Raw genomic sequence first — 22,774 nt, forward strand, 5'->3', positions numbered from 1 at the left:
TCCTCCCTGTCGATCGGATGGGGTGGTGCATGGGAGAGCTGTGGGCGGGGGGCTCAGTTCGCCGCCGCCTCCGCCAACGCCTCAGTCAGGGCCGGCAGTCCGTTGGGCCAGCGGATCGACAGCACGGTCGGTGACACGACAGCGTTCCACATTGCAGTGTCGGCGGTCTGGGCAACCCGGCCCGCCGCGAAGGCCGGCAGAGTCTTCAGGTCCTTGTTGGCCCGGTCCAGGTTGGCCATCTCCCGAGTGGTGGAGTACAGCAGAAGGATGTCGCAATCGAGTCGGTCCAGATCCTCGTAGCCGAGGCGGTACGTGATCTCTTCCCCGGAGGTGTTCAGTTCTCTGACCGAGCCGGCGAGTCTCATGCCCAGCCCCTCGATAACCCGGACGCTCGGGGCGGCACCGAGAAAGACGATGACCTCACGCTTGGAAGGGTTGTTGGCGATCGCGGCGAACGTCAGCCCGGTGAGGCCGTGGCGCTCACCCAGCCCGGCGAGATAAGCGTCGGACCCGGCGAGGAGATCCGCTCCCTCCCGCTCGATGCCCAGTGCGGTCGCGGTGACCGAGACAACGCCCTCCCACGGCTCGGCTGACTGGCCTTTGGGCCGAGCCACGACAGGGGCGATTGCGCTGAGCTTGTCGTACTGCTCCTTGTCCAGACTCGAGTACGGAGCCAGGATCAGATCGGGGCTGGTCGAGCGGATCTGTTCGTACGGCACGCTCCTCGGCCCGACGCCCCTGTCGAAGACGACCGGCGCTTCGGTGCCTCCTGCCCGGTAGGCATCGGCGACCCAGGGCTGTAGCTCCTGGTCGGAGTTGAGCGCCCCTTCCCCTGTGATGCCGACCGGAAAGGTGCCCAACGCGATTGCCGCTTCGGCGGCGCCCCAGCCCCAGGTCGCCACCCGCTTCGGTCGTGTCCCGATGACCGTTTCACCGAAGGCGTGCTCGATCCTGACCGGGAAGGCATCCGCGGTGTCCGGTGGACTCTCGTGGCTAACCTCATTGGCGGGGATCGCCCAGGGGATCGCGATGATCAGAAGGGCGACGGCTGCAACGGCCAGGGCGAGCAGGCGAAGGCGTCTGCTCAACCGTGAGCTGCCGACCGACCCACCATCGACCGCCGGCTCGGTGACGAATTGCACCCCTACTGGCGCATGGCGCTCAACCGCAGCCGATCCTCGCCACCGCGCGAAGATTTTTGTGGGGTCGAGTTCTTGGGGGCCGGGCAGGATGGTGGTGGGGTCGATGCTGGTGTGTTTGTGGATTTCGGCTTTCTGGGTGTTGATGAGTTGGTTGATTGGTTCGGGCCAGGGTTGTGGGGTTGGTGGGGGTGGCCCGATTGTTGTGAGGATGTTGGTGGCGGTGGGGCGGTGGGTGGGGTTGCGGGCGAAGCAGGGTTCGATGATGTGGCGTAGTCGTGGTGGGACTCGGGTCAGGTCGGGTTCTTTGGTGATGATGTTGAGGCGGGTTTGTTCGCTGGTGGCGCCCTGGAATGGGTTTTGGCCGGTGGCTGCCATGGCGAGTACGGTGCCCAGTGCGAAGATGTCGCTGGCGGGGGTTAGTTGGGAGTTTCCCATCGCCTGTTCTGGCGACATGAATGCGGGGTTTCCGATCACGATGCCGGTTTGGGTTATCGTGATGATTTTTGTGGCGTGTGGGGTGTCGTCGGGGTGGATGGTGGGGCGGGCTATTCCGAAGTCGATGACGACTGGTTTGTTGGCGGTCAGCAGGATGTTCGAGGCTGACAGGTCGCGGTGGATGAAGTTTTGGGCGTGGATGTCGCGTAGTGCGGTGGCGAGGCCGGCGGCCAGGTGCAGCACGGTTTCCTCGGTGAATGGCCCGGCTGCGTGGAGGGCTTGGTGCAGGGTGGGGCCGTGGTGGAATGCGTAGGCCAGCCATGGCACGCCGGCGTTGGCGTCGCTGTTTATGACGCGGGCTGTGTGGGGGCTTTCGACTCGTCGGGCGGCGAGGGCTTCGCGATGCAGACGTTGCCGGAAGGATTGGTCGTTGGCGGCGAAGGCGCCGTGGACCAGTTTGACCGCGGCGAGTTCACCGTCTGGTGCGACGGCCAGGAGGACGCGACCCATATCGCCCTCGCCCAGCACCGCACGTGTCCGGTAGGGCCCGACCAGACGAGGATCGGTAGGCGTCAAATCCCACACAGGCACCGCCCTCTGATCCGGCCGGTTGTCGAGAAGCCGGTCCAGCCTATCCGCAAGGTACTTCCCTTGGTACCTGGCCAGATCCTCGTCGGTCGTCGACTGGCGCCGGAGACGTTTCCTTTCGCCCGCATAGCGGAGGCATGCGCTGGCAAAGTTGAGCGCGAGCCCGAACGTCAGGGGCCGCGAAGGACGAGTCGACGCCGCACCGCTCCCGTCATGCCGGAAGCCGACACCGCCGAGGTGCCCCGCACCGGCCGGCTCGACCGGATTAGTGATCTGGCCAGGTGGCTGCTGACACCGCTGTCGCGCTCATGCTGGCTCCGACGGTGGCCGGCTGCGCCCTGGTGGTCGTGATGGCCGAGTCCGATCGGCCGCCGGCACCCTGCGCGTCGTCCGGGCAACGGCTGTGAGGAGACCACCCTCGGCATGGTGGACTCCCACGCGGTGCTCCACGAAGGAGTGCACTGCCCCGTGCGTGGCGTCAGGGGCGGAGCAGGTACACCCGCCAACTGGCGACGGTGACCACCTCGAACGCGCCTGGTTCGGGGCCGAGCCGCTGGTCGAGCCGGGCGGCCAACGGCGAGCCGACCGGCGCGACCCAGGCTGCGTCGGGATCGGCCGCCACCGTCTGACGGTATGCGGGCAACCGGTCGAAGCCGGGGCGCAGCTCGTCGTCGACCACCGCGCAGACCACGTTCTCACCGGTGGCAAAGGTAAGCCGGTTGCAGGTCCAGTAGCCACCGCGCACATGCCGTACGCCCAACTCAGCGAGGGCGTCGACGAGCGTGCGATGCCGCTCGGCCTCGGCGGAAGTGGCCGGCACGGTACGGATCGCCTCGACAGTCGCCACCGCGGCCGTGCCGAGGATGGCCGCCAGTACGGCAGGCGCCACCACGCGGAGGACACCAGAACGTCGACGGGCCGCGCGCCACAGCGGCCAGAGCAGAGCGGGGGCCGCGACCGCCAGGCAGGAGAGGTAGCGGGAGCTCTCCACAGGGGTCCGCCCGGCCGCGCTGCTCACCACGTACGCCGCGAACACCGCTGCGGCCCCGGCCAGCAGCGCCAGCCGTACCGCCGCCGACACCCGCTGGTCGTCTCCCCCTGCGGCCCCGCCGGGGCGTGGACCGTCACCGTTCCTCGCGACTGGCAGGGCTTCGAAATCTGCTGTCGACCTCCGCGCCGTGCGGAGAGTGCGCCAAGCGGACAGGATGGCGAGGAGCAGCAGGACCGGGAATGCGAGCGCCCACCAGAGCTGCCAGGTGGCGCAGTGGCTCGGCGAGCAAAAGCCCATCCCGAGCGGCGGCCCGAGCACCAGGCCGCCGTAGAGCCGCTCGCCCCAGCTTGCCGTCGCGTCCCCGCCGCTGGCGGCCAGGACCGCGGTGAGCGGGTTGCGGCCGTGCCGGAGGCTGTCCACCAGCATCGGCGCCGCGCCCAGCAGCAGCGCGCCCGCCACGACCAGCCCCGCCCGACCGGCCAGTTCCCGCCGCCGCCACACCACCAGCACCGTGCCGGTCCCGAGGATGTACGGCAGCAGCAGCGGGTCGACCCAGAGCATCAGCCCGGACACCAGTGCCCAGGCCGCCCAGCGGAGCAGCCGCCCGCCCGCTCGGTTGGCGCACAGTGCAACGGTGAGCAGGGCGAGGGCCACCCCGGCCGGGTTCATCTCGGGGTAGCCGCCCCCGGCGATGAGCTGGTTCTTGACCACCCGGTCGGAGCCGAGCGCGAGGAAGCCGATGACCAGCAGGGCGAACCAGGGGTCGCCGCCGAGCCGACGGGTGAGCCGCCAGGACAGGGCGAGGAACAACGCGTACAGCGCGAGGGTGGGCAGCCGCAGCGCGAGCACCGATGGCCCGGCGAGCGCGACCAGCGGCGCGGCCAGGTACGCCTCGAGCGTGCCCATGTAGGCCTGCCCGTAGAACCAGATTGGGAATTCCTCCCCACGGGCGATGTGCAGGGCGGCCAGCCCCATGGTCGCCTCGTCGCTGTTGGTGGGCGGGGCGTCGGCGAGCAGCAGCGCCAGCCGGTACCCGACCCCGGCCAGCCCGACGAGCAGTGCGAGCAGCACCGGCAGCCGGAGCGTACGTGGCCGGGCGCGGTCGCGTGGCTCCTGGCGTACCGTGGCGGTCATGCCCGCGATCATGGCATCCGGACGACGGCTGGCGGCCCATAGCCCGGCCTCAGCCCGCGACGGTGCTGGTGCCGAAAAGGGCCGAGGCTAGGCTAGGGCCGACGTATTGTCGCCACCGTGGAGATTCCCGTGAAGCTCTCGATCCTCATGCCGGTCTACAACGAGGAAGAACGCATCGCGGATGCTCTCAAGCAGGCGTTGGCGGTTGACTACCCGTGCGAGATCGAGCTGGTCGTGGTTGACGACGGCAGCCGGGACGGCACCGGTGAGATCCTCGGCCGGGCCGACGACGCGCGTCTGCGGGTCATCACCCACCAGCGCAACGCCGGTAAGGGTGCGGCCATCAAGACGGCGGTCGACAACGCGGAGGGCGACTTCATGGTCATCCTCGACGCCGACCTGGAATACGACCCGCAGGACATTCCCAAGCTGCTCGATCCGGTGCTCGACGGGCGGGCCACGGTCGTCTACGGCAATCGCACCTTCGGTAGCCACAGCGCCTACAGCTTCTGGTACGTGATGGGCAACAAGGGCGTCACGATGGCTGCCAACGTGCTGTTCAACTCCTACATCGGTGACCTGGAGACCTGCTTCAAGCTGATGCCGGTCGAGCTCTACCGTTCGCTCGACGTCCGCTCGCGCGGCTTCGGTATGGAGGCGGAGGTGACCGGCAAGCTGTTGCGCCGCCGGATCCGCCCCTACGAGGTGCCGATCAGCTACCGGGCGCGGGGCCGCGAGGAGGGCAAGAAGATCACGTGGAAGGACGGCGTCGAGGCGCTGTGGATCCTCGGCCGCGAGCGCACCCGCCGCCGCCCCCTCGGCGCCCCGACCCGCTGACCCGCCGCCGAGACCTGCCCCGCGGCGGGTCGCCGCGGACTCAGCGGCCGGCCGGCGCCAGCGCCGACTCCAGGAACCCGCCGACCGAGCGGCGCAGCCCGGCGGCGTCCAGCCCGTGCCACCGGGTGTGGTCCTCGGCCGACCCGTAGCGGCGCAGCTCCTCGCGCCCGACGCCGAGCGCCAGCAGCCGGTGCGGCCGGTCGGCCAGCGCCGCCGACACCACCCGCGCCGACGTCCCGGCCAGGTAGGGCTCGACCAGGATCACCTCCGTGCCGGCCAGCGCCCGTAGCCCCGCGGTGTCGAACGGCCGGGGCCGGTGGGTGTACGCCACCGTGACGCCCAGATCGGCCGCCGCGGCGAGCGACGCGTCCAGCACCGGGCCGACCGCGACCAGCAGCGGGGCGCCCGGCCCCGCGTCCCGGAGCACGCGCAGCGCGCCGTCGCCGCCGTACGGCCGGTCGTTGTGCTCGGTGGAGAGCCGCAGGTACGCCGAGCCGTCGGCGGCCACCGCGTCCCGCAGCAGCGCCGGCACCTCGTCGGGGTGGCCGGGGACGTGCACGGTCCAGCCGTGCAGGGTGTCGATCAACGAGACGTCCGCTGGCGAGAGGTGGGTGCGCCCGGCAGCCGCCCGGTCGTACGACGCGCCGACGCTGACCAGCACCGCGCCCACACCCTGGTGGTCGAGGTCCAACTTGAGCTGCTCGTACGCGCGCTCGACCAGGAACGGGGCGTAACTGTGCGCGATCGGCCGCAGCCCGGTCAGCGCCAGCCCGCCGGCCACGCCCACCATCAACTGCTCGCGGATCCCGACGTTGAGGACCCGGTCCGGGTGCCGCCGCGTGGCCGGGGCGAACGCGGCGGCGGAGATGTCCGCCAGCACCAGCGCCGTACGCGGATCGTCCGCGAGAAGCGCGGTGGTGGTGTCGACGAAACGGTCCCGCACGGTCACTCCCCCTGGTCGACGACCGCGACGACGACGTGCGGCCGGTGGTTGTCCTGCCCGGTCAGGGCGGTGTGCAGGGCGTCGTGGTCGCGCCCGTCGACGGTGGCGGCGGTCCAGCCGTTGACGGTGAACCGGGCCGCGGCGCCGCCCGGCCAGCCGTGCGTGGCGGAGCCGTTGTCGATCACGATCGCGGTCAGATTGCCCAACCCGGTCGCGCCCGCGTACGCGATCGCCTCGTGGTTGGAGCCCTCGTCCAGCTCCGCGTCACCGAGCAGCACGAAGACCCGGGGCGTGAGCAGGCCCTGGGCGCGCAGCCCGAGCGCGGTGCCCACGCCGAGCCCGAGCCCGTGGCCGAGGGAGCCGGAGCCGATCTCCACCCCGGGCACCAGCATCCGGTCGGGGTGGTCGCCGAGCCGGCTCCCCGGGCCGCCCTGGTCGTCCAGCCAGTCGGCGGGGACGAAGCCCTTCGCGGCGAGCACGGCGTAGTAGCCGGCGACGGCGTGCCCCTTGGAGAGCAGGAACCGGTCCCGCTCCGGCGCGTCGACGGTCTCCGGGGTGATCCGCAGGATCCGGTCGTAGAGCACCCAGAGCACGTCGACCGTGGAACGGACGTTCGCGCCGAACTCCCGGCCCGCGCGGACCCGCTCGTACAGCGGGGCGACGGGCCCGGGCAGGGGTGGCGCGGTCGGGTCGTCCGGCGGTGGGGCGGTCGCCACCCGACCCGCGTTGGCGGTCATCGTGGTCATGCCGCTAGCCTGCAAGTTGAAGTCCGCTTCAACTCAAGGCGACGTGATGCACGAGTCACTGACCATCGGCCAGCTCTCCACCCGCAGCGGCGTGGCCCCCTCGGCGCTGCGCTACTACGAGCGGCTCGGGCTGATCCGGGCCGAGCGGACGGGCGGCAACCAGCGCCGGTACGCCCGCACCGAGCTGCGCCGGGTGGCGTTCATCCGGATCTCCCAGCAGGTCGGCATCTCGCTCGAGGAGATCCGGGAGGCGCTGGACTCCCTGCCGGCCTCCCGTACCCCCAGCGCGGAGGACTGGGCGCGGCTCTCCGCGGCCTGGCGGGAGCGCCTGACCGAGAAGATCCGGCTGATGACCAAGCTGCGCGACGACCTCGACGGCTGCATCGGCTGCGGCTGCCTGTCGCTGCGGCGCTGCACGCTCTACAACCCGGACGACTCGCTCTCTGGAGAAGGCTCGGGGGCCCGCCTGATGCTCCCCCGCCCAGCCGCCGACCCGGCGCCGGCCGTCTGACGGCGACCCGCCGACCGACGGTGGCGGACGGTGGCGGGCGCGGCGGCCGGTGCGGCACCGGCCGGCGGGCCGCCAGCTCGTGATCCCTGCGCCGGCCCGGTCGACGCGTCAGCCGGTGGTGAGCAGCACCTTGCCGACGTGGTCGCTCGACTCGACCAGCCGGTGCGCCTGCGCCGCCTCGGTGATCGGCAGCCGGCGGTCCACTATCGGCCTGACCGCGCCCGCCTCGACCAGCGGCCAGACCTGTTGGCGGACGCCCCGGACGATCTCCGCCTTCTGCGCCGGCGGCCGGGACCGCAGCGCGGTGGCCGCGACCGTGCCCCGCTTGGCCAGCAGCGCGCCGAGATCCAACTCGCCCTTGCGGCCGCCCTGCATGCCGATGACCACCAGCCGGCCGTCGGTGGCCAGCGCCGCCACGTTCCGGGGCAGGTAGGAGGCGCCCATGATGTCGAGGATGACGTCGGCGCCCCGGCCGTCCGTGACCCGCCGGACCTCCTCGACGAAATCCTGCTCGCGGTAGTCGATCGTGTGCGTCGCGCCCAGCTCGCGCAGCCGCTCGTGCTTGGCCGCCCGGGCGGTCACCACCACCGTGGCGCCGAGCGCGACCCCGAGCTGGATCGCGAAGGTGCCGATCCCGCTGCCGCCGCCGTGCAGCAGCAGCGTCTCGCCCTTCGCGAGCCGGGCCAACTGCACGACGTTCGACCAGACCGTGCAGGCCACCTCGGGCAGCGCCGCCGCGTCGACCAGGTCGACCCCCGCCGGCACCGGCAGCAACTGCCCGGCCGGCACGGCGACGCGCTCCGCGTACCCGCCGCCGGCCAGCAGCGCGCAGACCTCCTGGCCGACCTCCCAGCCGGCCACGTCGGGCCCGGTCGCGCTGATCACCCCGGAGCACTCCAGCCCGGGGTACGCGGGCGCGCCCGGCGGCGGCGGGTAGTGCCCCTGCCGTTGCAGCAGGTCCGCCCGGTTCACGGCGGTGGCCCGCACGTCGACGACCACCTCGCCGGGGCCGGGCTCGGGATCGGGCACCTCGCTCCAGACCAGTGCGTCGGGTCCGCCGGGCTCCGGGATCGTCATCGCGCGCATGCCCTGTGTCTACCCCACCCGCCCGTCGGTCCACGCCCGGGCCAGGATCTCGTCCACCGTCTGCGCCGGGGTCTGCGCGGAGGTGTCCAGCCAGAGCCCGATGCGGGGCGTCTCCGCGCGGAACCCCGCGTCCAGGTCGGCGACCGGCCAGTCGCCGTACCCGGTCTTCTCCCGGGCGTCCTCGCGGGCGGCGACGACCTCGGGGCTCGGCGCGAGCACGACGACCGCCAGCGGGCGGTGCCGGATGCGGTCGACCATGTCCGGCAGGTCCGGGCCGAGGACCACGTCCTGGAGCACCACGGTGAAGCCCGCGGCGGCGTAGCGGTCCGCCGCCGACGCCGCGAGGTCGTAGCGCAGCCGCAACTGCCGCCACGCCTCCTCGGACGGCTCGGCGGTCATCTCCGCCCGCCCGCTGACCACCATCCGCCGGAAGACGTCGCCGCGCAGGTGCACCGCGCGGGGCAGCCGCCCGGCCAGCGCCTCGGCCACAGTGGACTTGCCGGCGGCCATGATGCCGGTGATCAGCACGACGGACGGGGTCTCCCACATGCGGCCGATCATCTCAACGCGGGTGCCGTGCCCGCTCGCCCGGTGCGTCGCCGTGGCAGACTAGGCACGGTCGCGTACCCCTGCGGGGCGCGGCCCGGGAGGGTTCGCCTAGTGGCCGATGGCGCTGGTCTTGAAAACCGGTAAGGGCAGCGATGTCCTTCGTGGGTTCGAATCCCACACCCTCCGCCGGTGAACAGCAGAAACGCCCCCTGACCAGCGCAAACGCCGGTCAGGGGGCCGTGTCGTTGAGTAGCGAGTCGGTCTCACTTCGTCTCGCCGAGGGCGGTCCAGTCTCACTGGTCGCGGCAAATGGGCGGCAACGACAGTTGGCCACCTACGGCGCGGTAGGAGACTTCGGCAAGGCCTCGCCGGGCACGTCTTCCTCGAAGAAGTCCCCGAACAGGTCGTCGTCGTTCTCTGGCCACTTCATCGCACCATCCTCGCGGAACGGGGGCACTACGCCGTCTGCCGACCCCTGAACAAGTTCTAGCGCGGGCCGGTAGAGGAACGGAACCCAGAAGAGGTTGCCTCCTGTCTCGCTCTTGCGACGCTCGAAGAATCCAATTTCAGCAAGGCGCTCCGCTGTCTCTCGTGCACTTTCCAGGGGCAGTCCCCATGCGGCCGACAGACTGGCTGAGTTGTGGTTTGTCTTGCCGCCCCTGAGGGCTTCCATGAACGTCTTCAATTCAGCGAATTCCGCGTACATCGTTCGCGTCAGGCGAGCCTCGGACACCTCGGGTAGGGCATCCTTCAATGCTTGCGGCGTGAAGAGGGCTTGACCAGCCGGCGGCGGAATGCCAAGGTCCAGGAATCGCAACTGAGCGTCACGAGCCGCAGTAACCAGGTGAATCAGCTCACGCGGGGCGGTCTGGCCGGTTCCATCTTGAGTTCGCCGCATGCACCAGTCAAACGTCTGGCTCTGATTCGGGCCGCTTTCAACCTGTCGTGGATATACGCGGTCGAAGAAGTCCTGTTGTCCGATATTGCTGCTTAGTACATCGTTCTGCGATGCATCGTAAAAATCCTGAATGTTCTGGTTCTTGATCAGGCGCTGCACAACGAGGCGTAGCAGAGACGGTCTGTCCCATGCGAGGGTGAGGTCTCGAGTGATGTGGCTTGCCTCGCGAAAACCGTTTGCAGTGATGGTCCGCCAGATGTCCGTTCTAAGGAAGATCTTCAGCCTGAGGTTCTCGTACGGCAACACGTCGAGGTACACACGGAAAAGTGCCCGCAATGCATTCGACTCTAGGGCCGACGAACCCTCGAAGGCAACATCGAGCCTATCGAGCAACAGCCAGACTTGGTAGTCAGCGCCAGCCCAGATCTCGTCTGCGAGCTCGAACAGGTCATCTACCTGAACAGCGCCCTTTGCGCGTTCCTCGGGCGTTGGCTCGCTGAATTGAATTCTTCCCGAGATCGAGAAACCGCCAGTGGGATCTAATTGGAGGGATGGTTCGATCTCATGCACGCTAAATATGCGGCGCACGTAGTTGCGTGCGGATGTGAGAACGGACTTGAGAGTCCTCCTTCCCGGTGGCCGAAGCTTGGCGTCTGTGAGGATCTGAATCAGCTGACGCGTTGCGTCGCTGTCCATGCCAAAATCCTCGATTTTCTCCGCGATCAGCAGGAGAAAATAGATCTTCCAGAGGCCGACGAATTCGGCCTCGCTCGTGGGTGGATCATCGGTCATTCCTTCGAACGCGCCCGAGCCGCGAGGCTTCACGGCCGGTGCGATGAGGATGCCGCGATCGAATAGTTCGTTCTCCCGGGCAACCAAGGTCGAGTAGATAGCGCTCTTACCCGAGCCTTTTGGCCCGTAAACAACATCTACGTCACCGAGCCAGACGCGCCGCCACTGTTCGGTTTCTACGAAGTATGAAGCAAGTTCTCCAGCCTCCTCTTCCGCGATCCGGCTGCCCAAGGTGAGTTCCTGGAGGACGCGCTGCTTATCGACCATGCTTGCCGCCACCTGGGTGAGGCTAGCCCAGAGTCAGCGATTGCGAAATCAGGTCAGGCCGGTCTTTTGCGATGAATGCGCATGCAAAGGGCGGGGCCTGCGGGGTGGTGGTCTGGGCTTGAGCGCATGATCTGCGCCATTGTCGGCAAACCGACAGTGCTGCATCTGTGTCACCGCTCAGAGTGCGTGTTCGGAGGTTCGCCCAGCGCCTGCTCGATGCGCTTACGTGCCGCCTCATCTTGGCCGTCGATGCACGAGGCGTAGACCTTCAACAGCACGTGCACGCTGTGCCCTGCCCATTCGGCGACTTGGGTAGCCGGAACGCCGGCATTGAGCCAGAGCGACACCGCAGCGTGCCGAAGCAGGTCGTCACGACCCTGGAGACGTGCTCTCGGCTGAAAGTTTCGCGGCCTACAACGCCCTAGCAGAACTGGCCAGGAGCGTAGGTTTGGATGCAAGCTATGAAGTAGTCCCACCGCCGGGGTTTGTGCATCTAAACCGCCCGAATCTCATCGTCCTCACCTCACCACGCCTATTGCCGTTTGTCGGACAGGTAATGGAGGCCGACCCACACCTTCGCTTTGCGTCGGACGAGCGCGGCTGGTACCTCATGGATGGTGAGACGGAGTATCGGTCACCCCGAGACGATGGCCATTCAGCGGACTACGGTTACATTGGCCGTTTGCCGCGCCCCGACGGCAAAGGATCGTTCCTCTATCTTGCCGGCACTCACGCACAAGGAACGCTTGGCGCTGCACAGTTCGTCGCCGACAACCTTGCTCAGCTATACAAAGAATTGAAGAACCGTCGGTTTTCAACCATCATTCGCTGTGAGTACGACTCCAATGATCCAAGGAAGATCCTTGCTTGCGAGCGCGTAACACCAATCTACCGGCACGAAAGCTGAGTAAGAATGCGCATCCTTGCAGCGTCCGAACCATCTAAGGCAGACAAACTCAACGAGGACTGGTTTTCGGCCTCGCCGAACCTGGTCGTAGTGCTCGACGGTGCTACAGCGCGCACCGATACGGGCTGCATCCACGGCGTTTCGTGGTATGCAGCCCAACTTGGCGCATCGCTGTCTGCGCAAGCTAGCGACGCTTCAATAGCACTCCCGGCGGCACTAGCCGCAGCCATTGAGAATGTCGCTAACCAGCATCGAGAGTGCGATCTAAATAGCCCCGGCACCCCATCGGCCGCTGTGGCAGTGCTCCGCCGCGCCCAAAGCTACCTTGAATATCTGGTGCTCGGAGACGTGGGTATCATCCTTGCCTCCGATTCGACCCTGAGTGTCATTACCGATGACCGGGTAGACAAGAGCGCACAGCCAGAGCGCCGGGCAGCAGACGCATATCCCATCGGGTCCGCAGAAAAGGCCGAGGCGCTTGTCCGAATGAAGCATGCCGAGTTGGCTGCACGGAATGCGCCAGGGGGTTCTGGGTCGCCGCCGCCGACCCCACGGCCGTAGACCATGCCCTTATCGACAAGGTGCCAGTCAGCAGTGTCGACCGGTCCGTAGTCTTAACCGATGGCGCAGCACGCCTCGTCCGAATGTTTAACGAGGCTGGTTGGAAGGACATGTTGAAACTGCTGGAAGAGCATGGGCCGAGCGAGATCCTACGTCGAGTGCGTCAACTCGAAGCATCCGATCCCGTCGGACTCAGGTGGCCACGCAACAAGCAGAGCGATGACGCCACCATCGTCTACCTAGCAGACCTCCGATGAAGTCGGATGCAAGGCTGCCCGTTGCCGGCCTCCCCCGGCCTACGCGGCGGGTCGCCCCAAGAGTAGTCCGCCGAGCTGCTGTGCGATGTCGCGGCGCGCCTGATCCCGGAAAGGCCTATCCCCGCTGTCGATCAAGGTTTCTCAGCGCCCACAGCGTTTCGTGATACGCATGCTCGATTTCGGCCCGGTGCTGCGCCACCTCCTGGAGCCGCTCTTTGCTCATGCGTCGTCTAACATCTAGCGCGCCCTTTTTAAGGAGCAGCTGGTCTCTCTCTGATTGGCTCTCGGTTTGCTTGAGGGCCATATCGATGTCTTCGAACATAACGTCAAGGCGCGCCGTCTCATCGTGGGCGCTATCCATTTCGCGGGCAGCGTAATCGAGGCTCACGCGAAGCTCGCGTTGCCGGATTGCCAGCTCGAGCCGTTCCTCTTGAGGGGAATGTGTTGTTGGCAGCTCCCCGGCCTGACGAATCGTCTCACTACTCACGTTGGCATTGAGGTATTGCGTTGCATGGAACAAGAGTGTTTGGGTGCTCATGAGTACTAACTGAGCACCGCACCATCGATGCACCTCCTCCGCCAATTCGGGCTGGGCGGCGACGATCTTTCCTTTAACTTTGAGGTACCAATCCTCCTTCCGGTCACCAGTAACAAATACCAAGTGGGCGACGGACCGCCGTTTCGTCTCTTCCAGGGTCTGCCGCCAAACGAAATAGTCGCCGTATCCTCCATTAGGCTTGCCGGCATCCTTAAAGCCCGGCGGTATCTTCTCCTTAGCCCTACGCTCTGCTTCAGTCAGCGCATCGGCGCGGCTCTGCTCGTCAAACTCGTCGCCGACGCGGTTGCCGATAATCGCCTGAAGCCTTGCAAGGATAGGGTCTTCGCTCTCGATGTCGGCTGGAGCATGGTCGTTGCTCAACCGCTTAACAGACTTCTGCAGCGAGCTAAATACCTGCTCAAGCTGAATTAGAAGTCGGTCTCGCTCCTTCTCCGTCAGCGCCGCCTGATTAGAAAGGTTTCTAATCTTGCCCTCTAGGTCTGCCTGAGCGGTTTGCTTGTGGGAGTCGATGGAGTTGAGGACAGCGTCATAGGTTGCACGCCGCTCCGCCATCACTTCGAGCCTGTTTCGGTGGAATTCCAATCCCACCTGATGAGGCACCCACACTCGGTTGCCAAGTGTGTGGAGCGTGGATAGCAACTCTTCGCGAGCTTTTGGAGCGAACCGGTATGCAGAAAGCAGTACGTTAGTGTCCAGGACGACAAACCCGCTTGTTAGAGCTACCCGGATTGTCTCCTCGGAAGGAGTAAGGAAATGTGTGAAGGCTGCGCTGAAGCTTTTTGTCACCCTTACTCCCTCTGGTTGCTCTTACGCGTGCGGGTCGCGCGGTACTCGGCCCCAACACGCGTCCCAGCGTAGAGGGTGATGGACATCCTCGTTGCCCCCGAACCTTTGGCTATCTCCTCCCGCGCACTCATCGAGCCGTTCATCAGTTCGCTCCTGTGCCGAATACCTGCCGAACGGGCTCATCCTCAACGGGCTCTTGTGGGCCGACGGCGGCCAGTGGCGCGAGCAGTCGGCAAGGAACCCTGAGGGCGCGCGGCGGCAAATGCGCGGCATGGACTGCCCGCGGTTCCGCGTTTAGGCAGGTCGAAGGCTTGCAGCGGTCGGTCTTGAAAACCGGTAAGGGCAGCGATGTCCTTCGTGGGTTCGAATCCCACACCCTCCGCCCAGGAACAGCACAACTCCCCTTGGCCAGCGTTCGCGCTGGTCAAGGGGCGTTGTGGCGCCGATTCGGGGGTCCCGTTCGATTTCCGCGACTACCGCTCCGGCTCACTGGTTGTGCCCGAGCCGACCCGCCCAGCCCTTACGGCGACGTCAGTAGTCCAGAAGAAGCGGCTGACGGTGCTCGATCGCGGTCTCGGCGAGGTCGAGCATCACGGCGAGGCCGAATCGTGCGAACTCCACCAGCGTCGGGTTGTCGGTGAACAGCCCGCGCCGAAGCTCGGCCGGGTCGTGCCCGGCGAGGAGACCGGCGCGTTCGTCCAGCAGGCGCAGCTCGGCGACCAGCCGATCGACCGAACCCATCCGGGTCGGCTGGCCCGTCGGCCGGGACGCCTCGATCACGAGCGGATCCTCGGTGAGCGGCAACCACCACTCCACCCCCGACAGCAGCGTGTGGTAGCGCTCGGGCTGCGCCGAGGCCGCCTGGTACGCGGGAGCGTCGGCGAACTCACGCGGGCTGTCTTCCTTGTCCCAGGGGCTCGGACACAGGTCCGGGCGCTCGTCGTACGCGGCGAGCAGCAGGACGGCGCCGAAACCGTCCCAGTCGGGCTTGTCGGTCCAGTACGGCTGGGTCGTGCCCTCCGGCCAGTCCACGGGACCGCCGAGCGCCTCCCCGAGCCACTGTTGCCACTCCCGTACGGCGTTCTGGACCACGTCCGGGTCGGCTTCGTGGTCCTCGTCCTCCTGCGCCCGGATGATCCGCACGTCGTATCCGTCCTGTGCGCCGATCTGCTGTGTGATGGTCAGCCAGTCGTTCAGGTGGTAGCGGGTCAGCGGTCCGACGTAGAGATCAAGGCCCATGGGGAGGCATTCTTGCCCACGGCGCACGTGACGTGTCGGCTCGGGTCGAAGTCGGCTCGTACGGGGACGCCGGGCGCCTCCGGTTCGATCGCGGGCGTCGGCGGGGTATGAAGGGTGCGGAGGACAACCGCGCTCACCGGAAGGACCTGTCCAGATGACCCTGGAACGACCGATCGCCCCGGACCCGTACGAGCTGCTGCCGACCGTGTCGTCGTTCACCCTGACGAGCGACGACGTGCAGAACGGCGAGCCGATGGACACCGCGTACGCCCACGGCAGCGTCGGGGGCGGGAACGTCTCGCCGCAGCTCGCCTGGTCCGGCTTCCCGGCCGAGACCAGGGGCTTCGTGGTGACCTGCCTCGACCCGGACGCCCCGACGGGCAGCGGGTTCTGGCACTGGGTGCTGGTCAACCTGCCGGCGAGCGTCACCGAGTTGCCCAGAGGCGCGGGCGCGGAGGATCTCGGCGGCGCGTTCACGGTCCGCAACGACTACGGCGACCAGGGCTACGGCGGTGCCGCGCCGCCGGCCGGTGACCGCCCGCACCGCTACGTCTTCGCGGTGCACGCCCTCGACGTGGAGCGCCTCGACGTCACCCCCGACGCGACCCCCGCCGCGGTCGGCTTCAACCTGGCCTTCCACACTCTGGCCCGCGCCGTAATCCGCCCCACCTACCAAGTCAAGCAGTAACCCCTCTCCATCTCCTCCCTGCCCCGCGATCTTGCACTTGCGGCCCTTGTTTCGCGGCTTTCGCCCCTTGCGCCGGGGCGACAAGTGCAAGATCGCGGGGCGGAGAGAGGGGAAGGAGGGGAGGGGGAAAGGAGAGGGGTCAGGCGGGGACGCGGGCGACGGCGAAGACGGACTGGCCGAACGGGGGGCGGACGCGCTGCTCCGCCGCCTTGGTGGCGGGGAGCACGAGGGTGTCGTAGACCTTGACCATCGGGCCCTCCTTCGGCATCAGCCGGAAGACCTTGGTCGCCATGAAGTAGCCGATCAGGCCGAGCGCGTTCGCGTAGTGGATCTTCTCCACCGTCAGGCCGGCGGCGGTCATCGCGTCGGCCAGGGTCTTCTTGGTGTAGCGGCGCACGTGGCCGGTGGCGATGTCCGCCGGGCTCATCGCGAACTGGAACGCCGGCACGATGATGATGATGTTGCCGCCCGGCCGCACCAGGTCGCGCATGCTGCGCAGCGCGCCCACGTGATCCTCGATGTGTTCCAGCACGTTGTACGACACGGCCGCGCTGTAGTCGCCCCGCTCCGAGTGCGGCAGCAGCATCTGGCGGACCTCGATGTTCGGCTGGTCGGCCAGCCGCTCCTTCAGGGAGACGAGCCGGTCCGGGTCGGCCTCGGTGGCGGTGAACCGGGGCAGCCGCTCCGCCCACTCCAGAGCGTAGTCGCCGAGCCCGCTGCCGATCTCGATCGGGTTGTCACCGAGGTGCGGCACGGCCAGCTCGACAAACCAGCGACGGTGGTTGACCGCGGTTGCGAGGCCTTCCAGGACCTCGGACTGCACGCGCTGATCCCCAGTGATTTCTGCCATGCGTCGATTCCTCACGATATGACTCGACCCGCGCCTGGACCGACAGAGTGAATCATCCGCGCTGACGGCAGAAGAATCGGGGCACCTGGGTGGCCGAATTGCGGTCGGGGGGTGGGCGCGTGATCGGCGGTCGGCGAACCCGGCACATGGTACGCCAGTACCCCGAAACATGTCACGGCGGTGCCATAGCCTGACTACTCTACGAATCGTTATGACTACTCCTGAATCGGGCCTCCCCGCCGGCACGCCGGGACGCGGAGCGCCGGAAAGCGGGTCCGACCGGGGCGTACGCCCCTGGAAGGGGTGGTGGACGGACCTCGCCGCCGTGGCGAGCTTCGTCCTGCTCGGCTTCTGGGTGACCGCGCGGCTGTGGCTGCGCCCGTCCCACGGCATCCGGGACAACCGTACGGACCAGTCCCAGTTCGAGTGGATGATGGCGCACGGCGCGCGGGTGGTGACCGATTTCGTTTACCCGTTCACGTCGGACCGGATGAACGTGCCGGACAGCGTCAATCTGATGGCAAATACGTCCGTATTATCCGTGTCTATCCCAATGACGCCCGTCACGCTGCTGTTCGGCACGCGGGCGTCGTTTCTGCTGTTCCTCACATTGGGCATGATCGCCACGGCGACGGCCTGGTACCTCCTGCTCTCCCGGGTGGTCGTCGGCTCCCGGGGGCCGGCCTGGCTCGGCGCGGCGTTCTGCGCGTACGCCCCGGCGATGGTCTCGCACGCGAACGCGCACCCCAACATCGTCTCGCAGTTCGTCGTGCCCCTGATCATCTGGCGCACGCTGCGACTCGCCGAGCCGGGGCGCTGGCTGCGCAACGGGGTGCTGCTCGCGCTCGCGATCGTCTGGCAGGCCTTCATCAACCTCGAAGTGCTGCTGATGACCGCGATCGGGCTGGGCGTGGTCGTCGGGGCGCTCGTCCTCGGCCGGCCCGAACTGCGCCGCCGGACCCGGCCCTTCCTCGCCGGGCTGGGCGCGGCCGCCGTGGTGGCGCTCGTCCTGCTGGCGTACCCGCTGTACGTCCAGTTCTTCGGGCCCGGGGCCTACCACGGACTGTCGTGGCTGATCCGCGGCTACTCCACGGACCTCGCCTCGTTCGTGGCGTACTCCCGGGAGTCCCTCGCCGGTGACGCGCGCACGGCGCAGGGGCTGGCGAAGAACCCGACCGAGGAGAACGCCTTCTTCGGCTGGCCGCTGGTCGTGCTCGTCGTCGCCCTGCTCTGGTGGCTGCGCCGGCACGTCGTGGTGCGCGGGCTGGCCGCCCTCACGCTGCTCTTCGGCCTGCTCTCCCTGGGGCGGGAGATCCAGCTCAACGGGAGGGGGACCGGGGTGCCCGGCCCGTGGGCGGCGCTGGAGGGCCTGCCGATCCTGCACTCGGTGGTGCCGACCCGGTGGGCGCTGGCGATCACCCCGATCGTCGGGGTGCTGCTCGCCTACGGGGCGGAGCACGTGCGCGTCCTGGCCGCCCGGCATCCGCGGGCCCGACCGCAGATCCGCTTCGCCACCGCCACGGTGCTCGCCATGGCGCTGCTGCCGATCCTGCCCACCCCGCTGCCCACCACCCGGCTCGACCCCGTCCCCGCCTTCGTCACCTCCGGCGCCTGGCGGCCGTACGCGGCCGGCGGGCGGAGCATCGTGACGCTGCCCCTGCCCGACACCCACTACGCCGACCCGCTGCGCTGGTCGGCGCGGACCGGGCTGGACATGCCCATCGCCCGCGGCTACTTTCTCGGCCCGGACACCCGCCCCGGGCGGGACCGGGTCGCGCTGTTCTCCGCCCCGCCCCGGCCGACCAGCGAGTTCTTCGCCGAGATCCGGCTCACCGGCGCGGTGCCGCCGATCACCCCGCAGGCGCGGGTCGACGCGGTCGGGGACCTGCGGTATTGGCGGGCGGGCGCTGTGGTCCTCGGCCCGCACCGGCACGCCGACGCGCTGCGCCGGGGGATGACCGAGCTGACCGGCATCCGCCCCACGTACACCGGGGGGATCTGGCTCTGGGACGTCCGTACGCTCACCGATTGAGGCGGGACCGGGGGGTCGGGCGCTACGGGCGGACGCAGCAGCCCTGGCAGATCTTGGGCTTGGGGAGGGTGAAGGCCAGGCAGCAGGTGCGGCGCTGCACGGTCGGCTCGCCCGTCGGCCCGGGTACCAGTTCCACCAGGTCGGCGAGGTCCAGCGCGCCGAGCAGGGTCTCGATCGTCTCGACCGAGGAGCCGGGCAGGCCGTCGGCGGCCCGGAGGATGCCGTGGGCGATGCCGGAGGCCACCGACCCGAGCAGGGTGCGCGCGCCGATCCGGACCTCGGCCCGGATCGCGGCGATCATCGGGGCCAGGTGGGCGTCGAGCAGCGAGGCGCGGAGCGCCCGGAGCAGTTCGGCCTCGTCGGCGACGACCCGCACCTCGGGCAGCCCGGAGAGCGCCAGCGGGTCGCCCGGCAGCACCGCGACCGTGGTCGAGCGGCGCAGGCCAAGGGTGAGCAGCGGGCGGTGGTCCTCGAAGTGGATCAGCACGTCGGCCGGGTCGAGCAGCGGCACCCGGCGGGCGGAGGCCCAGCCGAGCACCACGGGCAGCGCCGTCCAGTAGCTGTAGAACTTCCAGGCCAGCGCGGCGCAGGCGTGCGGGGTGCCGCCCAAGCGCAGGGTGGCCGAGTGCAGGAACTCCGGCAGGCGGGTGCCGTCGACCAGGGCGCTGGCCCGGCCCCAGCCGAACTCGTCGGCGACCAGCAGGCCGGGCGCGAGGCCGGGAACGTCGTCGGTGCCGAACATGGCCCGCAGGGCGGCGGTGACCGGGGCCAGCGGCGCGGCGGCGACCTGACGCCCAGGCATCACCGCTGTCATCGACTCATCCCCCGTTCGAAGCGCCCGTCGCTGAGCTAAGGCTAGCCTAACCACAGCTCGCGGGCTAAGGGAAGCCTCACCTACGCCGGATCGGGAGGTGCGGATCACTCCGCCGCGTGCGGCGTACTACCCGGGGGTCGGGGCGGGAAACACCGGTGCGCAGTATCGAGAACATCGGTCGATGTCAAGGTTCGTGTCAAGAAGGCGGCACTTCCCGTGTGCGCGTGGCCACAGAACGTGAAACTGATACTCCCGGCCACGAGGAAGCTGATGACGACCTCACCGCTCGATCGGGCTGCCGACTCCTTCGCTGCCGAGCTCGCCCGGCACCGCACGGGGCGGGGGCTGTCCAAGAAGCAGCTCGCCACCCTGATGGGGTTCGACCCGTCGTACGTCAGCCACGTCGAGGGGCGGCGGCACCGCCCCACCGAGGACTTCGCGCGCCGCGCCGAGGCCGTGCTGGAAGCCAGCGGCGCGATCTGGCAGCGCTTCAGGGAGTACGACGAGCTGCGCCACGCCCGCGCCGAACGGGCCCTCCGGGAGCCGCCCGTCCCCGGGCAGTGGATGCCGCCCGGCACCGGGCTCATCGTCGAGCGGGAACTCGCCACGCTCACCCACCTCGGCGACGCGTACCGCTGCGTCATCCGGCGGGAGCTCTACAACGCCGGCACCGAGCCGATCACCCGCTACCTGGTGCGGGTCGCCGTCGACCGCTACCCGAACGACCCGGGGCGGTCCAACCGGCACCACCGGGAGCATCCGCTCACCTTCGCCGAGCTGCGGCTGCGGGCCGTCCGGGAGGACGCGGGCGAGCAGGAGGCGATGCACTGGCGGGCCAAGCACGACCGGGACGCCTTCAAGGAGATCTGGCTGCTCTTCGAGAACGCCGACCGGCGCTTCCCGCTCTACCCCGGCGACCGCGCCATCATCGAGTACGCGTACTGCGTCGGGCACGACAAGTGGGGCCCCTGGTTCCAGCGGGCCGTCCGGCTGCCCACCCGGCAGATGGCCGTACGCCTGGACCTCCCGGCTGCCCTCGACCCGCAGGTCTGGGGCGCGGAGACCTCGCTCTCGGCGGAGGAGGGCCCGCTGCGCACGCCGGTGACCCGCCGCGACGACGCCGACCGGGTGATCTTCGACTGGGCGACCGACGATCCGCCGCTCAACGCGCGCTACCGGTTGCAGTGGCGGTTCCGCGGCCGGCCCGACGCCGAGCCGGAGGAGGCCGGGCGGGTCCGGCCCAGCGACCGGATGCGCGGCATCGGCATCGTGCAGCGCGGCACCGACCTGCTCCGCCAGCCGGCGCGCCCGTTCGACCTGCCCCGCGAGGAGCAGGCGGCCCGGGACGTGGTCGGCCGCCTCTGCGCGGCCCTGGTCCGGCTCGACGAGCTGCACCCGTTCAGCAAGGGCGTGGGCATCGCCGCCCCGCAGCTCGACCTCGGCCGCGCCGCAGCGGTGGTCCGACCCCCCGACCGGTCGGCCGAGCCGGTCGTGCTGCTCAACCCCCGGGTGGTCGACACCTCCCCGGACACCGACGAGCAGTACGAGGGCTGCCTCTCCTTTTTCGATCATCGTGGTCTGGTGCCCCGGCCACTGCGGATCGACGTAGAGCACGCCCAGTACGACGGCAGCCGGATCATCACCTCGTTCGAGTTCGGCATGGCCCGGCTCGTCGCGCACGAGATCGACCACCTGGAGGGGCGACTCTACGTGGACCGGATGGCGCCGGGCGTGCCGCTGGTGCCCGTCGAGGAGTACCGAGAGACCGGCCACCCCTGGCGCTACTGACGCCCACCCGCGCGTCGTGGCCCTCCCACCGCCGTGCCTTCGTGCCGTGGTGGCGTGCCGTCGGCTCCCCGGGTGCGCGACCACGTCCGCCCGGGTGGGAAGGACGGCCGGGCGGACGTGGTCGGGCGGGGCGGTGCCGGTCCGCCCGTCGGGGACCGGGGCGCGTGCCCCAGGGGGCAGGGGCACGCGCCCCGGTTGGGGGGAGGAACGCTTCTAGAGGCCGCCGAAGGTGTCGTAGCGGGTGTTCTGCGGCGGGACGTCGTCCTCGGCGAGGACGCGCAGGGTGGCCCGGACCATCCGGGCGGAACCCGAGACGTAGCAGTCGTGCGCCGTCCACGGCCCGTACCGGCTGGCCACGTCGGAGATGTCGCCCAGCTCGCCGTCGAAGTCCGGGTCCTCGCTGCACGCCGGGGTCACCGACAGCCACGGGTGCGCCGCCACCAACTCCCGGAGCCCGGCCAGGCCGTACAGGTCCGCCTCCGTGCGGGCGCCGTAGAAGACGTGCACCCACCGGGTCCGGTTGTAGCTGGCCAGTTCCTCCACGAGCGCCTTCACCGGGGCGAGCCCGACGCCGCCGGCCACGCAGAGGACGTCCCGCTCGGAGGAGCGGTCCAGCGTCATCGACCCCATCGGCGCCGCCACCCGGAGCAGGTCACCCGGCTTAACCCGGCGGACCAGCGCCCCCGAGACCCAGCCGGCGCCGGTCGGCGTACGGACGTGGAACTCCAGCACGTTGTCGTCGTTCGGGGCGTTCGCGATCGAGTAGGTGCGCCACACCCGGGGCTGGTGACGGGGTACCTCGACGCTCACGTACTGGCCGGCCCTCCAGCGCAGCGGGTGCTGCAACGCCCGGCAGGTGAGCACCGCCGTGTCCGTGCCGTACCGCTCGTGGGTCAGCACCTCCGCGTGCCAGAACGGCGGGTTGTCGTCGGCCGCCGCTCCGGCGAGCATCTTCTCCGAGATCGCCGCGTACGCGTCCCGCCACGCCTGGTCGTACTCCAGGTTCCAGCCGTCGCCGGCGGTGCTGCGCAGCGCGTCCAGCAGCGCGACGCCCATGGTCTCGTAGTGCGCCGCCTCGACGTGGTACTTCCGGTGGTCCCGGCCCAGCGAGCGCAGGTACTCGTCGAAGCTCTCCGGGTCGCCGACCGTCTGGCTGGCGGTGACGATCGCCTCCAGGATCCGGTCGCCCTGCCCGGCCATCTGGACCGGGAAGAGCTTCCGCAGCTCGGGATCGAGGAGGAAGAGCCGGGCGTAGAAGTGACCGCCCAGCCGCTCCCGGTGCTCCTCGACCAGGGTCCAGCTCTCCTTCAGCAGCCGTGCGAAGTCGTCCACGGGCGCGCTCCTTCTCCTGACGGCGGATCGGGCACCCATAGA

General features: G+C 69.0%; 19 protein-coding genes, 2 tRNA genes and 1 pseudogene. 9 read left to right on the forward strand and 13 right to left on the reverse strand.

Annotation, left to right across the window (positions count from 1 at the left end):
• Nucleotides 1-53: 53 nt before the first annotated feature.
• Both ACGF5C_RS23255 and ACGF5C_RS23260 read right to left on the reverse strand, forming a co-directional pair.
• Nucleotides 54-2,168 carry a protein kinase gene (locus ACGF5C_RS23255; RefSeq protein ID WP_393304740.1) on the reverse strand — a complete coding sequence of 705 codons (2,115 nt, stop codon included), beginning with the start codon at nt 2,166-2,168 and terminating at the stop codon, nt 54-56.
• Nucleotides 2,169-2,643: 475 nt separating this feature from the next.
• Nucleotides 2,644-4,290 (reverse strand): DUF423 domain-containing protein, encoded by a 1,647-nt coding sequence (locus ACGF5C_RS23260; RefSeq protein ID WP_393304742.1) that lies wholly within the window; start codon nt 4,288-4,290, stop codon nt 2,644-2,646.
• A gap of 129 nt (nt 4,291-4,419) precedes the next feature.
• Between ACGF5C_RS23260 and ACGF5C_RS23265 the strand changes: the two genes are divergently transcribed.
• Entirely contained in the window at nt 4,420-5,127 is a 708-nt protein-coding gene (locus ACGF5C_RS23265; protein WP_393304862.1) for a glycosyltransferase family 2 protein, read from the forward strand.
• A 40-nt stretch (nt 5,128-5,167) separates the two neighbouring features.
• Here ACGF5C_RS23265 and ACGF5C_RS23270 read toward each other — a convergent pair whose 3' ends face one another.
• Together ACGF5C_RS23270 and ACGF5C_RS23275 are read right to left on the reverse strand one after the other, a co-directional pair.
• Nucleotides 5,168-6,070, reverse strand: coding sequence for a transketolase family protein (locus ACGF5C_RS23270; RefSeq protein ID WP_393304744.1), 903 nt, complete (start codon nt 6,068-6,070; stop codon nt 5,168-5,170).
• A gap of 2 nt (nt 6,071-6,072) precedes the next feature.
• Complete coding sequence (locus ACGF5C_RS23275) at nt 6,073-6,816, reverse strand: transketolase (protein WP_393304746.1); 744 nt, start codon at nt 6,814-6,816, stop codon at nt 6,073-6,075.
• Nucleotides 6,817-6,862: 46 nt separating this feature from the next.
• Here ACGF5C_RS23275 and soxR point away from each other — a divergent pair, with 46 nt between their 5' ends.
• Entirely contained in the window at nt 6,863-7,327 is a 465-nt protein-coding gene (soxR, locus tag ACGF5C_RS23280; protein ID WP_393304748.1) for a redox-sensitive transcriptional activator SoxR, read from the forward strand.
• 108 nt (nt 7,328-7,435) lie between these two features.
• On the opposite strand, the gene ACGF5C_RS23285 is transcribed toward soxR, so the two are convergent.
• Complete coding sequence (locus tag ACGF5C_RS23285; RefSeq protein ID WP_393304750.1) at nt 7,436-8,413, reverse strand: NAD(P)H-quinone oxidoreductase; 978 nt, start codon at nt 8,411-8,413, stop codon at nt 7,436-7,438.
• Between the two features lie 9 nt (nt 8,414-8,422).
• Nucleotides 8,423-8,962: an AAA family ATPase gene (locus ACGF5C_RS23290; protein ID WP_393304752.1), complete on the reverse strand. Its 540-nt coding sequence runs from the start codon at nt 8,960-8,962 to the stop codon at nt 8,423-8,425.
• A gap of 97 nt (nt 8,963-9,059) precedes the next feature.
• On the opposite strand from ACGF5C_RS23290, the gene ACGF5C_RS23295 reads away from it, so the two are divergent.
• Nucleotides 9,060-9,148 (forward strand) — tRNA-Ser (locus ACGF5C_RS23295).
• A 148-nt stretch (nt 9,149-9,296) separates the two neighbouring features.
• Here ACGF5C_RS23295 and ACGF5C_RS23300 read toward each other — a convergent pair.
• Together ACGF5C_RS23300 and ACGF5C_RS23305 are read right to left on the reverse strand one after the other, a co-directional pair.
• Nucleotides 9,297-10,931: a P-loop ATPase, Sll1717 family gene (locus tag ACGF5C_RS23300; protein WP_393304754.1), complete on the reverse strand. Its 1,635-nt coding sequence runs from the start codon at nt 10,929-10,931 to the stop codon at nt 9,297-9,299.
• A gap of 158 nt (nt 10,932-11,089) precedes the next feature.
• Nucleotides 11,090-11,287, reverse strand: a pseudogene (locus ACGF5C_RS23305) (hypothetical protein); the annotation flags it as partial.
• Between the two features lie 17 nt (nt 11,288-11,304).
• On the opposite strand from ACGF5C_RS23305, the gene ACGF5C_RS23310 reads away from it, so the two are divergent.
• Complete coding sequence (locus ACGF5C_RS23310; RefSeq protein WP_393304872.1) at nt 11,305-11,826, forward strand: hypothetical protein; 522 nt, start codon at nt 11,305-11,307, stop codon at nt 11,824-11,826.
• A 6-nt stretch (nt 11,827-11,832) separates the two neighbouring features.
• Nucleotides 11,833-12,387: a protein phosphatase 2C domain-containing protein gene (locus ACGF5C_RS23315; RefSeq protein WP_393304756.1), complete on the forward strand. Its 555-nt coding sequence runs from the start codon at nt 11,833-11,835 to the stop codon at nt 12,385-12,387.
• Nucleotides 12,388-12,759: 372 nt separating this feature from the next.
• Here ACGF5C_RS23315 and ACGF5C_RS23320 read toward each other — a convergent pair whose 3' ends face one another.
• Complete coding sequence (locus ACGF5C_RS23320; protein ID WP_393304758.1) at nt 12,760-13,989, reverse strand: PIN-like domain-containing protein; 1,230 nt, start codon at nt 13,987-13,989, stop codon at nt 12,760-12,762.
• A gap of 242 nt (nt 13,990-14,231) precedes the next feature.
• Between ACGF5C_RS23320 and ACGF5C_RS23325 the strand changes: the two genes are divergently transcribed.
• Nucleotides 14,232-14,375: transfer RNA gene (locus ACGF5C_RS23325), tRNA-Ser, on the forward strand.
• Nucleotides 14,376-14,520: 145 nt separating this feature from the next.
• Here the strand turns inward: ACGF5C_RS23325 and ACGF5C_RS23330 are convergent.
• A complete protein-coding gene (locus tag ACGF5C_RS23330) occupies nt 14,521-15,228 on the reverse strand; it encodes a hypothetical protein (RefSeq protein WP_393304760.1) in 708 nt (235 codons plus the stop codon).
• A 154-nt stretch (nt 15,229-15,382) separates the two neighbouring features.
• Between ACGF5C_RS23330 and ACGF5C_RS23335 the strand changes: the two genes are divergently transcribed.
• Nucleotides 15,383-15,916: a YbhB/YbcL family Raf kinase inhibitor-like protein gene (locus tag ACGF5C_RS23335; protein ID WP_393304762.1), complete on the forward strand. Its 534-nt coding sequence runs from the start codon at nt 15,383-15,385 to the stop codon at nt 15,914-15,916.
• Between the two features lie 139 nt (nt 15,917-16,055).
• Here the strand turns inward: ACGF5C_RS23335 and ACGF5C_RS23340 are convergent, their stop codons facing one another.
• The gene (locus tag ACGF5C_RS23340) at nt 16,056-16,766 is read right to left on the reverse strand and encodes a class I SAM-dependent methyltransferase (RefSeq protein ID WP_393304764.1); all 711 of its coding nucleotides are present in this window, start codon (nt 16,764-16,766) and stop codon (nt 16,056-16,058) included.
• 211 nt (nt 16,767-16,977) lie between these two features.
• On the opposite strand from ACGF5C_RS23340, the gene ACGF5C_RS23345 reads away from it, so the two are divergent.
• Entirely contained in the window at nt 16,978-18,798 is a 1,821-nt protein-coding gene (locus tag ACGF5C_RS23345; RefSeq protein ID WP_393304766.1) for a hypothetical protein, read from the forward strand.
• Between the two features lie 22 nt (nt 18,799-18,820).
• Here the strand turns inward: ACGF5C_RS23345 and ACGF5C_RS23350 are convergent, their stop codons facing one another.
• Nucleotides 18,821-19,600 (reverse strand): IucA/IucC family C-terminal-domain containing protein, encoded by a 780-nt coding sequence (locus ACGF5C_RS23350; protein WP_393304864.1) that lies wholly within the window; start codon nt 19,598-19,600, stop codon nt 18,821-18,823.
• 282 nt (nt 19,601-19,882) lie between these two features.
• On the opposite strand from ACGF5C_RS23350, the gene ACGF5C_RS23355 reads away from it, so the two are divergent.
• Nucleotides 19,883-21,400, forward strand: a complete 1,518-nt coding sequence (locus tag ACGF5C_RS23355; RefSeq protein WP_393304768.1) for a peptide deformylase — start codon at nt 19,883-19,885, stop codon at nt 21,398-21,400.
• 213 nt (nt 21,401-21,613) lie between these two features.
• Here the strand turns inward: ACGF5C_RS23355 and ACGF5C_RS23360 are convergent, their stop codons facing one another.
• Nucleotides 21,614-22,732: a globin domain-containing protein gene (locus tag ACGF5C_RS23360; protein WP_393304769.1), complete on the reverse strand. Its 1,119-nt coding sequence runs from the start codon at nt 22,730-22,732 to the stop codon at nt 21,614-21,616.
• Nucleotides 22,733-22,774: the final 42 nt, after the last annotated feature.

Source organism: Micromonospora sp. NPDC047620 (assembly GCF_043205005.1).
Classification (GTDB): Bacteria; Actinomycetota; Actinomycetes; order Mycobacteriales; family Micromonosporaceae; genus Micromonospora.

What these genes read in the sequence shown, in the direction of transcription:
- ACGF5C_RS23350 (WP_393304864.1), bottom strand. Translation starts at nt 19,600, where the DNA reads ATGCCTGGGCGTCAGGTCGCCGCCGCGCCGCTGGCCCCGGTCACCGCC.
- ACGF5C_RS23315 (WP_393304756.1), top strand. Translation starts at nt 11,833, where the DNA reads ATGCGCATCCTTGCAGCGTCCGAACCATCTAAGGCAGACAAACTCAAC.
- ACGF5C_RS23355 (WP_393304768.1), top strand. Translation starts at nt 19,883, where the DNA reads ATGACGACCTCACCGCTCGATCGGGCTGCCGACTCCTTCGCTGCCGAG.
- soxR (WP_393304748.1), top strand. Translation starts at nt 6,863, where the DNA reads ATGCACGAGTCACTGACCATCGGCCAGCTCTCCACCCGCAGCGGCGTG.
- ACGF5C_RS23260 (WP_393304742.1), bottom strand. Translation starts at nt 4,290, where the DNA reads ATGACCGCCACGGTACGCCAGGAGCCACGCGACCGCGCCCGGCCACGT.
- ACGF5C_RS23275 (WP_393304746.1), bottom strand. Translation starts at nt 6,816, where the DNA reads ATGACCACGATGACCGCCAACGCGGGTCGGGTGGCGACCGCCCCACCG.
- ACGF5C_RS23340 (WP_393304764.1), bottom strand. Translation starts at nt 16,766, where the DNA reads ATGGCAGAAATCACTGGGGATCAGCGCGTGCAGTCCGAGGTCCTGGAA.
- ACGF5C_RS23285 (WP_393304750.1), bottom strand. Translation starts at nt 8,413, where the DNA reads ATGCGCGCGATGACGATCCCGGAGCCCGGCGGACCCGACGCACTGGTC.
- ACGF5C_RS23330 (WP_393304760.1), bottom strand. Translation starts at nt 15,228, where the DNA reads ATGGGCCTTGATCTCTACGTCGGACCGCTGACCCGCTACCACCTGAAC.
- ACGF5C_RS23290 (WP_393304752.1), bottom strand. Translation starts at nt 8,962, where the DNA reads ATGTGGGAGACCCCGTCCGTCGTGCTGATCACCGGCATCATGGCCGCC.
- ACGF5C_RS23335 (WP_393304762.1), top strand. Translation starts at nt 15,383, where the DNA reads ATGACCCTGGAACGACCGATCGCCCCGGACCCGTACGAGCTGCTGCCG.
- ACGF5C_RS23345 (WP_393304766.1), top strand. Translation starts at nt 16,978, where the DNA reads ATGACTACTCCTGAATCGGGCCTCCCCGCCGGCACGCCGGGACGCGGA.